This is a genomic window from Nostoc spongiaeforme FACHB-130 (genome assembly GCF_014698475.1).
Classification (GTDB): Bacteria; Cyanobacteriota; Cyanobacteriia; order Cyanobacteriales; family Nostocaceae; genus Nostoc_B; species Nostoc_B spongiaeforme.
Genome location: NZ_JACJTB010000002.1, coordinates 1 through 14635, shown reverse-complemented (window position 1 = coordinate 14635; position 14635 = coordinate 1). Strand labels below are relative to the sequence as shown.

Annotated in this window: 19 protein-coding genes and 1 rRNA gene; 11 read left to right on the top strand and 9 right to left on the bottom strand. The window is 41.4% G+C overall.

From position 1 onward, the window contains the following. Positions 1-172: 172 nt before the first annotated feature. From H6G74_RS02300 to H6G74_RS02280, 6 genes are all read right to left on the bottom strand, one after another. Positions 173-1492, bottom strand: coding sequence for a DUF58 domain-containing protein (locus H6G74_RS02300; RefSeq protein ID WP_190966129.1), 1320 nt, complete (start codon positions 1490-1492; stop codon positions 173-175). A gap of 46 nt (positions 1493-1538) precedes the next feature. Continuing rightward, entirely contained in the window at positions 1539-1715 is a 177-nt protein-coding gene (locus H6G74_RS31005; RefSeq protein WP_242051137.1) for a PIN domain-containing protein, read from the bottom strand. Next, on the bottom strand, positions 1696-1980 hold the full coding sequence (locus H6G74_RS31000; protein ID WP_242051136.1) for a type II toxin-antitoxin system VapC family toxin: 285 nt from the start codon (positions 1978-1980) through the stop codon (positions 1696-1698). The genes H6G74_RS31005 and H6G74_RS31000 overlap by 20 nt, the downstream gene beginning before the upstream one ends. 2 nt (positions 1981-1982) lie before the next feature. Beyond that, on the bottom strand, positions 1983-2255 hold the full coding sequence (locus H6G74_RS02290; RefSeq protein WP_190966128.1) for a DUF2281 domain-containing protein: 273 nt from the start codon (positions 2253-2255) through the stop codon (positions 1983-1985). A 66-nt stretch (positions 2256-2321) separates the two neighbouring features. Further along, the gene (locus H6G74_RS02285) at positions 2322-3272 is read right to left on the bottom strand and encodes an AAA family ATPase (RefSeq protein WP_190966127.1); all 951 of its coding nucleotides are present in this window, start codon (positions 3270-3272) and stop codon (positions 2322-2324) included. Between the two features lie 438 nt (positions 3273-3710). After that, positions 3711-4403: a class I SAM-dependent methyltransferase gene (locus H6G74_RS02280; protein WP_190966126.1), complete on the bottom strand. Its 693-nt coding sequence runs from the start codon at positions 4401-4403 to the stop codon at positions 3711-3713. A gap of 117 nt (positions 4404-4520) precedes the next feature. Between H6G74_RS02280 and H6G74_RS02275 the strand changes: the two genes are divergently transcribed. The 4 genes from H6G74_RS02275 to H6G74_RS02260 all read left to right on the top strand — a co-directional run bounded on the left by H6G74_RS02275 (position 4521) and on the right by H6G74_RS02260 (position 7454). Beyond that, positions 4521-4805: a DUF2934 domain-containing protein gene (locus H6G74_RS02275; RefSeq protein ID WP_190966125.1), complete on the top strand. Its 285-nt coding sequence runs from the start codon at positions 4521-4523 to the stop codon at positions 4803-4805. 101 nt (positions 4806-4906) lie between these two features. Further along, positions 4907-5926: an ABC transporter ATP-binding protein gene (locus H6G74_RS02270; protein ID WP_190966124.1), complete on the top strand. Its 1020-nt coding sequence runs from the start codon at positions 4907-4909 to the stop codon at positions 5924-5926. 198 nt (positions 5927-6124) lie between these two features. Beyond that, the gene (locus H6G74_RS02265) at positions 6125-7003 is read left to right on the top strand and encodes an ABC transporter permease (protein ID WP_190966123.1); all 879 of its coding nucleotides are present in this window, start codon (positions 6125-6127) and stop codon (positions 7001-7003) included. A gap of 40 nt (positions 7004-7043) precedes the next feature. Next, a complete protein-coding gene (locus tag H6G74_RS02260; protein WP_190966122.1) occupies positions 7044-7454 on the top strand; it encodes a hypothetical protein in 411 nt (136 codons plus the stop codon). A gap of 179 nt (positions 7455-7633) precedes the next feature. Here H6G74_RS02260 and H6G74_RS02255 read toward each other — a convergent pair whose 3' ends face one another. Next, entirely contained in the window at positions 7634-8071 is a 438-nt protein-coding gene (locus H6G74_RS02255) for a peroxiredoxin (protein ID WP_190966121.1), read from the bottom strand. A gap of 160 nt (positions 8072-8231) precedes the next feature. Between H6G74_RS02255 and H6G74_RS02250 the strand changes: the two genes are divergently transcribed. From H6G74_RS02250 to H6G74_RS02230, 5 genes are all read left to right on the top strand, one after another. Continuing rightward, on the top strand, positions 8232-8636 hold the full coding sequence (locus tag H6G74_RS02250; RefSeq protein ID WP_190966120.1) for an Npun_F0494 family protein: 405 nt from the start codon (positions 8232-8234) through the stop codon (positions 8634-8636). 376 nt (positions 8637-9012) lie between these two features. Continuing rightward, positions 9013-10488: a cobyric acid synthase CobQ gene (gene cobQ / locus H6G74_RS02245; RefSeq protein WP_190966119.1), complete on the top strand. Its 1476-nt coding sequence runs from the start codon at positions 9013-9015 to the stop codon at positions 10486-10488. Positions 10489-10503: 15 nt separating this feature from the next. Then, complete coding sequence (locus tag H6G74_RS02240; protein ID WP_190669272.1) at positions 10504-10743, top strand: 2Fe-2S iron-sulfur cluster-binding protein; 240 nt, start codon at positions 10504-10506, stop codon at positions 10741-10743. A gap of 16 nt (positions 10744-10759) precedes the next feature. Continuing rightward, positions 10760-10978: a type II toxin-antitoxin system HicB family antitoxin gene (locus H6G74_RS02235; protein WP_190669274.1), complete on the top strand. Its 219-nt coding sequence runs from the start codon at positions 10760-10762 to the stop codon at positions 10976-10978. 407 nt (positions 10979-11385) lie between these two features. Continuing rightward, positions 11386-12201, top strand: coding sequence for a carbon-nitrogen hydrolase family protein (locus H6G74_RS02230; protein ID WP_190593731.1), 816 nt, complete (start codon positions 11386-11388; stop codon positions 12199-12201). A 46-nt stretch (positions 12202-12247) separates the two neighbouring features. Here the strand turns inward: H6G74_RS02230 and dhaL are convergent, their stop codons facing one another. Both dhaL and dhaK read right to left on the bottom strand, forming a co-directional pair. After that, a complete protein-coding gene (gene dhaL, locus H6G74_RS02225; protein ID WP_190966118.1) occupies positions 12248-12883 on the bottom strand; it encodes a dihydroxyacetone kinase subunit DhaL in 636 nt (211 codons plus the stop codon). A gap of 1 nt (position 12884) precedes the next feature. After that, positions 12885-13958 carry a dihydroxyacetone kinase subunit DhaK gene (gene dhaK, locus H6G74_RS02220; RefSeq protein ID WP_190966117.1) on the bottom strand — a complete coding sequence of 358 codons (1074 nt, stop codon included), beginning with the start codon at positions 13956-13958 and terminating at the stop codon, positions 12885-12887. A gap of 61 nt (positions 13959-14019) precedes the next feature. Between dhaK and H6G74_RS02215 the strand changes: the two genes are divergently transcribed. Then, a complete protein-coding gene (locus tag H6G74_RS02215; protein ID WP_190966116.1) occupies positions 14020-14178 on the top strand; it encodes a hypothetical protein in 159 nt (52 codons plus the stop codon). 345 nt (positions 14179-14523) lie between these two features. Continuing rightward, a 16S ribosomal RNA gene (locus tag H6G74_RS02210) occupies positions 14524-14635 on the top strand; the annotation flags it as partial.

Below are 14635 nucleotides of genomic sequence, written 5' to 3'. Positions count from 1 at the left end.
AACAGCTTATCTAACTTGGGCATAGCTTCTGTATTATAGCATTTACTAGTCTACTGAGGTACAAACTTATCTGTTTCCATCTGCGTTCATCCGCGTTCATCTGCGGTTAATTATTCTTGCTTGTACCTCACTAGAGTGAGAAACGCTATAAGTCAGCCTCTCTATTAACAATTCATAACTGATTTCGCGCTTTGAGTTGCAGATATCGTTCAACCAACTGATCTGTAATTTGATTTGCTGGTGCATCAAGTACCAAGACACCTTTTTGCTTTAGCTGGGCAAAAGCAACTTGGCGTTGTGCTAATAAATCTAAAGCAACAGCACGACTATATGCTGCTGTGACTTCTTGAGTAAATGTGTGTGCTAGATGATCAACTTGAGGATCTCGCAAAGTAACACAGAATGGTAGATATCTTGGTGCTAACCGGGAAAGTGCGGCTAATAATTCAGTAGAGGCGGTGACATCAACTAAATCGGTGATGACAACTACTAAGGCGCGGCGAGTTTGCCTTTGTACTACATTAGTGACTGCACCCAAATAATCAGATTCGAGTAAAACTGGTTGAATTGGAGTCAAATAATCAATTAACTTACCCAGATGAGATTGACCGCGTTCTGGTGAAACCCATGTGTGCATTTGGCGGTCAAATACACCCACCCCGACGCGATCGCCCCGATGTAATCCGGCTAATGCTAATGATAAAGTCGCATTTAAACCCCAATCAAATCGCTGTAAGCCTTTGACTTGTGCTGTCATCAGCCGACCACGATCTAATAAAATAATCAAGGTTTGTTCTTGTTCTGGTTCTAATACCCTCACTAAAGGTGGTGTATTCCCAGTAGTTCTCCTGGCGGTGGCTTTCCAATCAATAAAGCGTAAATCATCACCAGTGTGATAGTTCCGCAGTTCCGCAAACTCTGTACCGATACCCATCCGGCGAGATTGGCGGATGGAACCTGATGATTGTAAGGTGAGGCGAATAGAGAGCGATCGCAACCCAATTAAATCAGGATAAACTTTGACTGAAACATTTTGCGGTATTTGCCAATTATGCCAAGCTAACTTCCAAGTTCCCAACTGTCGCACTTGAATATTTCCCCAAGGAAATTCACCGCGTTGTCTGGGGTGGACAGTGTAAGTTAATTCTTGGGTAGTGTTAGCGGGAATAGTGGCGGTGAGTGTTGGGGTAGATACACCAAATTCTGGGGGATAGTAATCACGAATTTGAATAATTGCGTCCGTGTTTGCAGCTGTTACCGTCAACATTACTGGATTATCTCGTCCAATTGATAAGCGTTGTGGTAAATCACGTTTGATTTGCACTCGTAATGGACGGACTTGTAAACCATCCACAATCATCAATATCAGAATAATGGCATCGAATAATAAAGTGATGGCGATGCTGACGGGAATGGCAATAAATAAGGATAGGATCGGTGCGATCGCAATTCCTAATCCTAATAGAAAATAAACTCTTTGAGAAGGAACCATTTTTTATTTAATTTTTTGCTAATTTTTGTAAGTATTTTTTAGAAATCTAAACCCAACTTTCCCAAGAAATTTCTCTTACTTGTTGCATTCGCTCAAAATCACTATCGCATGAAACGATTATCAATGAATGGCGTAAGGCTGTCGCAGCTGTCCAGAGGTCATTTTCACTAATCCCGATAGTATTTAATTGAGTTGTGCTACGTTTAGTTTTTTTTGGGGCCAAAATGCTTGATTAATTCAGATTTAAAGTCACCGTAAATTTCTGTAGTTTCTTTATCGATTCCATATAAGTTAATTCGCTGCAATAACGCATTAACTTTGATTAAGTTAGCAGCTTTCTGTTGGGAATTTTGCGCCATAAAGCGTAACTCTCCTGCAACAATAACACTAGTATAAAGTTGTATTTGACCTAGCGATCGCAGGTGATTGGCAACACTAGATACACCCTCCATCAAGAAGGAATAATGATTGGTATCAAGAAGATACATGATTAAAATTCAAGTTGTATTCGATTTTCATGAACTAATTGCAGACATTCTCTGATATCTAAACCTTCCCAACTCCCGACAAATTCTAATAAATCTTCGGCAGTAGAATTAGTAACATTATGTTCTGCTTTGAGTGGTTGAGAAACTTGGTTATTTACTGATATATTTTCTAGCTGGTTTTTGGACTGCAAAAACTGAATAAAATCTAAAATTTCTTGCAATAAAGGTTCTGGTAATTTTTCTAGTTCTTGGTTAATTTGTTCTTTAATTGTCATTTTCACCTCGATTGTTTATCCAATTGTAAGCTATTGATTGTCTTATCAAGTTTTATCATTCACACTTCATCTTGGAACTTGAACTTGATTGATTACTGACGCGATAATTGCATCAATTTGTAAACCATCTAACATAGCTTCTGGTTTGAGAAGCAAGCGATGACGTAATAAAGGTGAAGCTACAGCTTTGACATCATCTGGTGTGACAAAATCGCGTCCGGCTAACCATGCGGCGGCTTGGGATGTTTGCAACCAAGCACCAGCAGCACGCGGTGATGCACCTAAAGCTAAATCAGGAAATTGGCGTGATGCTCTCACTAAAGCTAAGAGATAATCGATAATTTTTTCAGATACTTGCACTTGTTTAACTTCTTGCCGTGCTTGTAAAATATCTGCTACTGTTGCTACTGGTTGTAAACTAAAAATATCTATCCGTCGCGCGGCAAAACCAGCTTGACGATTGAGTAACATTTGCTTTTCTGCTGCTTGGTCGGGATAATCTACTAATAGTTTGAATAAGAACCTATCTAACTGCGCTTCTGGTAAAGGATAAGTCCCTTCAAATTCCAAAGGGTTTTGTGTTGCAATTACCCAAAACAAATCCGGTAGCGGTAAACTTTCACCATCTAAAGTAACTTGCATTTCTTCCATTGCTTCTAACAGCGCCGCTTGGGTTTTAGGAGGAGTGCGGTTAATTTCATCTGCTAGTAATACTTCGGTAAAGACTGGCCCTTTTTTGAGGGTGAAACTGCGACTATTTAAGTCAAAAATATTTGTTCCTGTAATATCTGAGGGTAAAACATCTGGTGTAAGTTGAATGCGGCGAAAATCACCTTGAATTAACTGTGCTAATACTTTGACTAAAAGTGTTTTACCTGTTCCAGGGACACCTTCTAAAATTACGTGTCCACCTCCTAACAATGCTATTAGCAACTGCTGGATGAGGCTAGATTGTCCAACTACGATTTGATTTAGTTTTTGTTCTAGGTTAATTAAGACGGAATGGTCTTGGCTCATAATTTTTAAGAATAGAAGTCAGAATTTAGCATAACCTTGTTATGTAAGTGTTGGCGAATGGAATCCATTACTACCCATAGTCAACTCTGGGAAAGTGATGAGTATTGTAATTCCTCCAATTTTTAGTTGCATAACCTGAAATCAAATCCCCAACTAAGTAAGTCGGTGAAAATAAACCTAACTATGTAACGGAATGTAAAATCTGCACAACCCTTGCGATTGCTTCCCTCCACTTCGTTTCACTCGCAATGACATAGCGTGAATTATTAGTCGTTCTACTTACTGAGTCGGGTTTTTATGCTGCTCAATTCATCTTCAACAGCGATCGCAATTTAGATAAATAAGTCAGTGTAAGAAAAAAAACTATGTGAAGAAAAGTAAATAAGACTCAAATTTTTTTTCTCCTGTCTTATTTCAAAAATAATTATTTACGCCGACTTATTTAGTAGAGTTTTGCCTTTGATATTCAATCCGTACTTGCTTAATATCCATTTCCTGCGGATGATCGCAAAATACGATTTTTTCTACTTGCTGTAAACCTAAACTTTCCAACTGTTGTAGTTCTGAGTCTGATAATGGCCAAGGTGGCCCAGAAGGTTCTGCTTCTGTATCCCGAATGCGAGTAATTAACAAAAGTGTGCCATCCATTGCTACCAAAGATGCAACCGCAGAAATAACAGTAGAACGCACATTTAAAGGTAAGGCTTGAATGTTACGACATTCAAACACAAAGTCAAAAGCAAGATGCCATTCTAAAGGAAGTGCAAACAAATCTGCAACTACATAGTTAACACTCGAATCAGGAAATCGTCGCTGACACCAAGATATCGCTGTAGGAGAAATATCAAAAGCCGCCACATCAAATCCCAGTTTTGCTAAAGCTTCAGCATCATCTCCCAAACCACAACCAATAATTAAAGCTTTTTGTCCTTTCACATAAGGTTGATGATCAGTTAACCATGTTTGCAAATAAGGGTGAGGAGTTAATTTTGCCCAAGGAATTTGTGTTGCATCACCTCCAGCTTGGGCATACAAAATTTCAAACCATGCAGATGGCTGTTGATTTTCTAAAGCTTCCGTCGCTAACTGTTTAACATAATTCTGTAAATTTCCTGATTGTTGTTCTGCCATAAAATTGATACTAATAGATTTTTGCCAAATCAAATATAGCAATCATAAATCATTCTATATTCTGATTTCTGACTCCTGAATTATGCCGATAAAATTTGTTGTTAAGCCAAAAAATCCATGCCTTACGATATCACTCTATGTCCAGGGAAAAACTGCCCGATACAAAAAAACTGCTATCGTTTTACGGCTGAAATTATCGGTCGTCAAGATTTTTTTGTAGAACCACCTTATAGTTTTGTAAATAATTGCTGTGAATATTTCATTAGTAACCTACCCGATGAATCAGCAATTCGGGTAAAAGCTTATGAAATTTGGCAGAAAAAGGGTTGTCCTGGTGACAAAGCCTGGGAAAATTGGCTGGAGGCTGAGAAGGAACTGAAAACCTACACCCCTTCACCCTAAATATATTAGGAGACGTATCCCAGCGATCGCTTCACCTCACCTTACTCAACTACAATATATATAGACTTTGTTGCGAATTGTATAGTTAGGGATTGGCTGTCATGGCTCCCGCCGTTTTAATTCAAAATCTGCAAAAGCGTTACGGTACCGTTGAAGCCGTCAAAGACGTTTCTTTTGAGGTAGAACCAGGAGAAATCTTTGGTTTGCTTGGCCCCAACGGTGCAGGTAAAACTACGACTCTGCGTGCTTTGTGTACCCTCACAACTCCCGATGCTGGCAAAATCGAAGTATCTGGTGTGTCTGTGCTGGATAACCCAAAAGTAGCCAGACAAAAACTCGGTTATGTAGCGCAGGAAGTCGCTATCGATAAAGTGCTAACCGGAAAAGAACTGCTGCAATTGCAAGCGGCGCTTTATCACCTCCCTGGCGCGGTAGCAAAACAGCGAATTCAAACAGTTTTAGATTTACTGAGTTTGCAAGAATACGCCAATAAAAAGACAGGAACTTATTCCGGTGGTTTACGGAAACGGCTTGATTTAGCGGCTGGGCTACTCCACGCGCCGGATGTCTTGGTTTTAGACGAACCTACAGTTGGACTGGACATCGAAAGTCGATTTGTTGTCTGGGAGTTTTTACGGAAGTTACGAGCATCAGGAACTACCGTTTTAATTACCAGCCATTATTTAGAAGAAATTGACGCATTAGCTGATCGCGTCGCTATCATTGACCGTGGGATTGTCATTGCCACAGGTACACCCTCACAATTAAAGGATAGGGTAGGCGGCGATCGCATTACCTTACGCATCCGGGAATTTTCCCCCCTTGAAGAAGCCGAGAAAGCCAAACACCTCTTACAAGCTTTACCTTTTGTTCAAGAAATCATCATCAACAGCGCCCAAGGTAATTCCCTTAACTTGGTAGTCACACCCCAAAGTGATGCCTTAATTACCATTCAACAAACGCTAAATCATGCCAGTTTACCAATTTTCGGCATCGCCCAATCACGCCCCAGCCTAGATGATGTCTACCTCGCCGCCACCGGACGCACCTTAATGGATGCAGAAATAGCAGCCATTGCTAACCGCGATCCGAAAGCAGAAAAGAAGCAAAATATGAGATAGAGGGAATGGGGAATAGGGAGTAGGGAGTGGGAAAAACATACTCCTTATTCCCTACTCCCTACTAGGTATAGTGTAGGTTTTTCATAAAGGAATGAGTAATGACTGTAAAATCAACGCCAGAATCTTCCTTTCCTTCACCCTTACACCCCTACACCCTTAACCTACTCCCCACTCACTACTCCCTACTCCCTAATTGTTATGAGTGTAACCCCTAAATCTGATGTAAATTGGCAGCAACTAGCTTCACCTGCGGATGCTGCACCTAATTTTTTTGGTGAATTAGTCCAAGAGACGCTGGCTTTAACTCGTCGCTTGTTTATTCAATTACAACGCCGTCCCTCTACTTTATTGGCGGGAATTGTTCAGCCTGTGATGTGGTTGGTGTTATTCGGCGCTTTATTCCAAAATGCACCGAAGGGTTTATTTGGTAGTACAACAAATTACGGTCAATTTTTGGCAGCAGGTGTAATCGTTTTTACAGCTTTTGCTGGAGCTTTGAACGCCGGATTACCTGTGATGTTTGACCGCGAATTTGGCTTTTTGAATCGTTTATTAGTCGCGCCTCTAGCATCACGCTTTTCAATTGTCTTTGCTTCTGCCATCTTTATTATTAGCCAAAGCTTACTGCAAGCAGCTGTAATTGTCGGTGCAGCAGCCTTTTTAGGCGCGGGAATACCAGATGCAGCAGGCTTGGGTGCGATCGCTCTCATTGTCTTCCTCTTAGCATTGGGTGTAACTGCGATTTCCCTTGGTTTGGCTTTTGCCCTACCCGGACATATTGAATTAATTGCTGTAATATTTGTTACCAACCTGCCTTTATTATTTGCCAGCACCGCTTTAGCACCCTTATCTTTCATGCCCCAGTGGTTACAAGTTATCGCCACTCTCAACCCTCTCAGCTACGCCATTGAACCTATCCGTTATCTTTATTTGCATCAAGACTGGGGATTGAGTAGCGTTGTGATGCAAGCACCTTGGGGTGATATTACCTTTGGCAGTGCTTTGTTAATTTTGTTGGGCTTTGCTGTTGTGGCTTTACTCAGCATTCAACCCCAACTACGCAAAACTCTTGCTTAAGATAAAAGCATGGTGTCGTTGGAGCGTATTGGAGAATCTCATGCAAAAATCATTTTTATCAGTTAAAAGCTTCTTTGTGGCTACATTAGCAGGAATTGGCTTTGCCTCTTTCCTCTCAGCCCAACCCAGTTTGGCGCAGTTAAATACAATCGATGCCTATTCTGGCGATAATTCTCAAGATAATACCAATCCATTTTCGCCCAACACCGGTAACTTAAATCCCCTTGATTTAATTCACCGCGCTCAATTTGGTAGTTTCAACTGGAACGCCCAACAAAAAGACGAAGAATTAAACTCAGCTGTGGCTGAATTAAACAGAAAGCGGGCTGTACTCAAACAAAATGCCAATCAACCTGTAAATAGCACTACAGGACAAGCGGTTCCTGGTTTACCTGCCATCACATCTCCTAGTGTGGTTTCTCCAGTGCAAACTGTTCCACCCCAAAACTGAATCTAATTCAAAAATCTCACTTTGTATGGGAATCCTGATGGGATTTCCAGAAACCATTAATTATCCATCTTGTGGGGTGAATATCTTCTTTGGATATCCATCCCACAAGAACAGGATATTTTTATCTGGAAGCCCCAAACAGGCAATCCAGCTCAAAGCTAAAATTCAATTCACAAAAATTACAGCCCCAGTGCCGCTAAAATATCGCTGGCGTGGTTAGATGTATTCACGTTGGCATCAACATGAACGATTGTGCCATTGGGATTGATGACGTAGGTGACGCGCTTGGCATAACCACCACCATCAACATCGTAAGCTTTAATCAGAGTTTTTTCAGTATCCGCCAGTAAGGGAAAGTTCAAATTAAATTTTTGGGTAAAGGCTTGATGCGACACTTCATCATCGGCACTCACACCCAAAACAACTATATCTTTACCTTGATATTGCTCTTGAGCATCGCGGAAGCTACACGCTTGTTTAGTGCAGCCAGGAGTGTCATCTTTGGGATAAAAATACAAAACAACTGTCTTACCAGCAAAATCAGACAATGAGACAGTGTTGCCATTAGTATCTTTGACGGTAAATGCAGGTGCATCCGTACCAACTGCTAGAGGCATAATGAACCTTTCCTGTTTGGTGTTTGTTGATGACTCTGAAATTTTACAATAATTTACAATGATTAAAGAAGAATTCAGAAGTCAGAATACAGGATTCAGAATTAATTGAGTAAGTTTATGAGTTGTAAATTAATTTGTGTTGAGATAAATAAATATTTCCATGAATAAACTTGATTCCCCAACCCCAAACTCCTTCTCTTATCCTGTTAGTACAGTAGAAAGAGCCGAGCGATCGCTCATTTGTTCTCCTTTCAGAGTTGATTTATTCACAGCTATGCGTCACCAGAGTGTACCATTAAATGCGATCGCCCAAGAAAACGGCATCAAAAATGGCTATACTCAGCATCCCTTATCAGAATTGGCTTGTTACAACGCTTTAGACTGGTTAATCCAAGTTGGTGTACTGCGGCGCGAAGTTGATGGCCAAGGAATTACCGATAGTTTTCGCCTCACACCTTTAGGTCATCAATTAATCGAAAAATATCAAGGACAAAATTTTCCTGCCCCTTCCTGGCGAGATTCCCTCTACAATACCTCCATTCGTTGGTTGAGGCTGCCTTTCTAGAATTAAAAATCTTAAAGTTAAGATTAGGTTACAAAAGGGAACAATATACTTACGGAAGCATCAAGCCCAAGATAAATTCTTCATTAACATCTGACAGCTTTGCTCAGATTTTGATGAAAGTTGCATAAATCACGGGGGTCAAGAGTTTGGGTATGGATATTTGTCCTCCCTCAAGTTTTGTTTGCTTCTGGATTTATAGCAGTAGCTAGGTAGATAAGGACTTTGTGCAAGCTGGAATCTCACAACTTTTGATTGATCTCAATCTAAAATCTCCAATTCTTCTGCCTGCTGCTATAACTGTTGATGAACGGATGTGATATCATTACCCGTTCACAACTAAGTATTTCACCCTCTTATTGAAAAGTACACATTAAGTATGAAAGCAATTATGGTAGTGGGAACTACATCCCACGCAGGGAAATCACTTTTAACTACGGCTATTTGCCGTTTGCTATCGCGGCGTGGTTGGCGAGTGGCTCCCTTTAAAGGTCAAAATATGGCTTTAAATGCTTATGTCACTGCCAATGGGGGTGAAATTGGTTATGCACAGGCGGTACAAGCTTGGGCTTCTGGGGTGGTTCCTTGGGTAGAAATGAATCCTATTTTACTCAAACCCCAAGGTGATATGACTTCCCAGGTAATTGTTAAGGGTAGACCAGTCGGGAGAGTCAAAGCAGGAGATTACTACGAGCAATTTTTCGACCTTGGTTGGCGAGCCATAGAAGAATCTCTACAACATTTATCCACAGAATTTGATATGTTGGTTTGCGAAGGTGCAGGCAGCCCCGCAGAAATTAACCTCAAGCACCGCGATTTGACCAACATGCGGATAGCGAAGTATTTAAATGCACCGACAATCCTGGTAGTTGATATTGACCGTGGTGGTGCTTTTGCCCATGTTGTAGGGACTTTAGAGTTACTTGACCCTGATGAACGGGACTTAATTAAAGGTATTGTAATTAACAAGTTCCGTGGACAGCGATCGCTCTTAGATTCAGGCATCCAATGGCTAGAAGAACGCACCAAAAAACCTGTAATTGGTGTGCTGCCTTATTTTCAAGAACTATTCCCCGCCGAAGATTCCCTCGATTTACTAGAGCGAAAAGCTCACAAAGCTCAGGCTGACTTGAATATCGTGGTGATTCGCTTACCCAGAATTGCCAACTTCACCGATTTTGACCCCTTAGAATCAGAACCATCTGTTTCCGTTAGATATCTCAGTCCAAAACAAGATTTAGGACACCCAGACGCGGTAATCATCCCTGGCACAAAAACCACCATTGCTGACTTGATTTTATTGCAAAAAAGTGGTATGGCAGAAGCCATCCAAAATTATGCGGCTTCTGGTGGCACAGTTTTAGGGATTTGTGGCGGCTACCAAATGCTAGGACAAATTATTGCTGATCCCGAAGGTATAGAAGGTCAAGCAGGTAGATTCCAAGGCTTGAATTTATTACCGATTAGAACCGTAATTACCGGACAAAAAATTGCTCGTCAACGGCAAGTTAGCTCTAATTTCCCGCAGATGGGCTTGCCAGTCAACGGCTTTGAAATTCATCAAGGGCGATCGCGTATTGAACAACCACCCGATAGTCAAGCGTATCAACCCCTATTTGATGATGTTAATCTAGGGTTGGTGGATAGCTGTCAATCAGTTTGGGGTACATACTTACACGGATTGTTTGACAATGGCCCTTGGCGACGTGCTTGGTTAAATCGCCTGCGTCAACAGCGCGGCTTAAAATCCTTACCCACAGGTGTCGCCAACTACCGCGAACAGCGAGAACAAATCTTAGACTCGCTGGCTACAGAAGTAGAACGCCATTTAGACTTAACACCGTTTTTGTCGTAGTTAGCTAAAAATTGCATGAGTGTCAGCGTTCGATTTTTACCAGATGATGTCGCCATCAATGCCGAAGTGGGGGAAGCACTCTTAGATGTAGCGCAACGCGCTGGAGTGTTCATTCCCACAGGCTGTCTCATGGGTTCATGTCACGCCTGTACAGTAGAACTTGAAGATGGCGATGTCATTCGTGCTTGTCTTTCCGCAGTCCCGCCAACCGATGAGGAGTTGAGAATACATTTATTTAGCGACCCAACTTGGTAGTTATTGTATTTTCCAGATGGATAAACTCAAGTACCAAATGGTGATTCAGTGGTCAGAAGAAGATGATTGCTTCTTGGTAGGGTTTCCTGATTTCCCTGGACAACGTTGGCGCACTCATGGATATACTTACGAGTCAGCTGTTGCCAATGGCATTGAAGCACTGGAGTCTTTGATTATTGCTTATGAAACTGCGGGAGATCCACTGTCACAGCCAACCGTGTTGAACATTCCTTAACACAAACTTGAGATTTATAGAACTCACCCTAACAATCACAAAATTCTAGCGACACAAAAGTAGTAGTCCGCCACATAAATTTAGGACTGAAGCAAAACACCTCTTAAACTCCCATGTCTCCCTGAACTCTGCGCTATGCCAGTTACTACAACTTTGGGAACCAAAGTAACGCACTGGCTCCTCTGTGGTTCTTTCTTCCGTTGTCCAAACCTCTGATTGTGCCTCTGACTGCTTAATTTCTCAAAGTGTTAAAATCCGGTGACAATTAATAGAGCTAAACATTAGGGATAGCAAGCTCCTTAAAGAAAAGCAATATTTCCTCATAGCTGCTCAAGTTCCGAAGTTCTTGAAGTAACGATATATTTGAGTATCTGTCCCGCACACATCTACTTTTTGTTGTTAAATCTATGAAGTCTTATTTAGCCGCCGCTATTCAAATGACAAGTGTGCCTGATCTATACAAAAATTTGGCACAGGCAGAAGAATTGATTGAGCTTGCTGTGCGTCGAGGTGCTGAATTAGTTGGGCTACCAGAAAACTTTTCTTTTATGGGAGAAGAAAAAGATAAACTCGCCCAAGCCGCAAACATCACCCGCGAAACAGAACAGTTTCTCAAAAAAATGGCTCAACGCTTCCAAGTCACAATTTTAGGCGGCAGCTTTCCTGTTTTGGTAGAAGAGACAGGCAAAGTTTATAATACTTCCACCCTAATTGACCAAAGTGGTTTAGAAGTTGTCCGTTACCAAAAGGTACATTTATTTGATGTGAATGTTCCCGATGGTAATACTTATCGTGAATCTAGCACTGTAGTAGCTGGTACACAACTACCCTCAGTATATTTTTCCCCAGAACTGGGCGGTATTGGTCTTTCTGTGTGTTACGATGTGCGCTTTCCAGAACTTTATCGCCATTTATCCAGTAAGGGAGCCGATGTAATGTTTATTCCTGCGGCGTTTACTGCTTTTACTGGCAAAGACCACTGGCAAGTATTATTACAAGCAAGAGCAATTGAAAATACTTGTTATGTGATTGCACCAGCCCAAACTGGGACAAACTATGCTCGTCGCCAAACCCACGGCCATGCTGTAATTATTGATCCTTGGGGAGTCATTTTAGCGGATGCTGGGGAAAAACCCGGAATTGCGATCGCAGAAATCAATCCCTCACGTTTAGAACAAGTGCGTCGCCAAATGCCCTCTTTACAACACCGAGTGTTTGGCTAAAGTATCAAGCGTGAAGTCTGAAGTGTGAAATTGTCTGCTTCAGACTTTACTCACCATCCTCAAGACTTACCACTAAACTCCTCAACATTAAATAAGATGAAGTTGCACCAGGATCTTGGTGTCCAATACTCCGCTCTCCTAAATAACTAGCGCGTCCTTTTTTCGCTAACATTGGTTTGGTGTTTTCTAGCGCCTGTTCTGCAACAGCTACAGATTTTTGCAGTGCAGCCACAGTATCTTTACCTTCCTCAACTGCTTGCCTAAAAGCCACTACAGCCGGCGACAGCACATCAACCATTGTTTTGTCTTCTAGTTGGGCTTTACCACGTTGCAAAACTCCATCTAAACCAGCTTGCAACAATGTCAATAGCTCTTGTGTCGTTAGTTCTTGTTTACCAACCGCTATAGTGCTGGCTTTTAAAAAGAATGTCCCGTATAAAGGGCCACTAGCACCCCCAACACTAGAAATTAAAGTCATACTAACAGTTTTCAAGATACTGCCAATATCTTGCTGAGTGACAGTTGGTAACTGACTGATCACCTTTTTAAAACCACGATCCATATTAATACCGTGGTCAGCATCACCAATGGCTGCGTCTAATTCAGTTAAATATTCTTTATTCTGATCAATCTCAGTTCCAAATACTTGTAACCACTTGAGAATTTGAGCTTGAGTGACCATATTAAATACCCCACCGCAGACTTGCTGTGTGTACTGGTGCATCCCACAACCGCAAAAGTTCATCGTCTAACTTTAGCAATGTAATTGAGCAACCCTGCATTTCTAAAGATGTGACGTAAGGGCCGATTAAGTTGCGGACAATGATCATTCCCTGTTTTTCGCAAATTTCCGCCAACTTACGATAACTCAGGTAAAGTTCAGAGATGGGCGTACCACCCATACTATTAACAAAGGCTAACAAGCGATCGCCTCTTTGCAAAGGTGGATCAATTAGTTCCACATCAACCCATTCGCCTTGATTCTCATCCCACTCTCGCACAACCCGACTGTAGCCAACATCATCAATAATTGTTTGGGTTAATATCTCTGCAATCTCATCTGCTGATTTTAAATCTATTCTTTCCCTTCCTGGTTCACCGTGAATCCCAATGCCAATTTCCATTTCGCGATCGCTTAATCTAAAAGTTGGAGTACCCCTAGCTGGTACAGTACAAGATGTTAAAGCAATTCCCATACTTCGCCCATTCAGATTTACTCGACGACACAAATCTGCTATTTGTCGCAAGTCATAACCTTGTTCAGCCGCCGCACCACAAATTTTCTCTGCTAACACTGTTGTTCCCACACCGCGACGACCTTGGGTATATAAACTATCCTTCACTGCCACATCATCATCAATCAAAATATTGAGCGCACGGATACCTTCACTTCTGGCTAACTCCGTTGCCATCTCAAAGTTCATCACATCGCCACTATAATTTTTGACAATATAAAGAATGCCTGCTCCACCGTCTACTTTTTGAGCAGCAGCCAGCATCTGGTCAGGAGTAGGTGAAGTAAACACCTCTCCCGGACAAGCTGCATCTAGCATTCCTGTACCCACAAACCCTGCGTGCATCGGTTCATGTCCACTACCTCCACCAGAAATAATTGCCACTTTCCCTGGTTTGGTTGCATTAGCTCGATAAGCAAAAGTGGGATCATAGTTGACTTTGATTAAATCCGAATGAGCCACCGCCATCCCAGCTAGACTTTCTCTTACGAAGTCTTCTGGCTGATTAATCAGCTTTTTCATGGTCTGTAATTGCGAAGATTGCTACAGATTCAGAATAATCCACCGAGCAGAAAACACAAAGATGCACCAGATTAATGTATTTTTTGCCGAAATGGTGTTAGGTGGTGCGATCGCTCATCTCTTTGAAGCAACTTCTAAAGAACACTCCGTAAATAATTTTCAGGAATTTTTTGATTTTTTTACAAGCTCGGACAAGTTCATTGCCAATTGCTTCTATTAGATTTAATTCGATTTAAGCTCAAATTAGGCTCATACAGCCAAAAACAGATTATTGCTCAATATTGTGCTTATTTACCTACTGTATGTTGGTTTTTACTTTCTTTTCAATTAAATTCAAAAAAATTTTCGCCAAACCCTTGACGTTCCTATAACCAGTTGTTAATCTAGATAAGTGTCAAGGCAAGAGCCGAGACGACTGAACCGAGAAAAAACAATACTTTGAAAGCTTAAATTTAAACCAATCCTCGTCAAACAAATTGGTTTTGGGATTAACCCAAAAACTTCAACAATTATAGCAAGGAATCTGAAAAGCGAGTTTTTTCAGATAACAAACTCAAAAAACTACAAAACGGAGAGTTTGATCCTGGCTCAGGATGAACGCTGGCGGTATGCTTAACACATGCAAGTCGAACGGAATCTTAGGATTTAGTGGCGGACGGGTGAGTAACGCGTGAGAA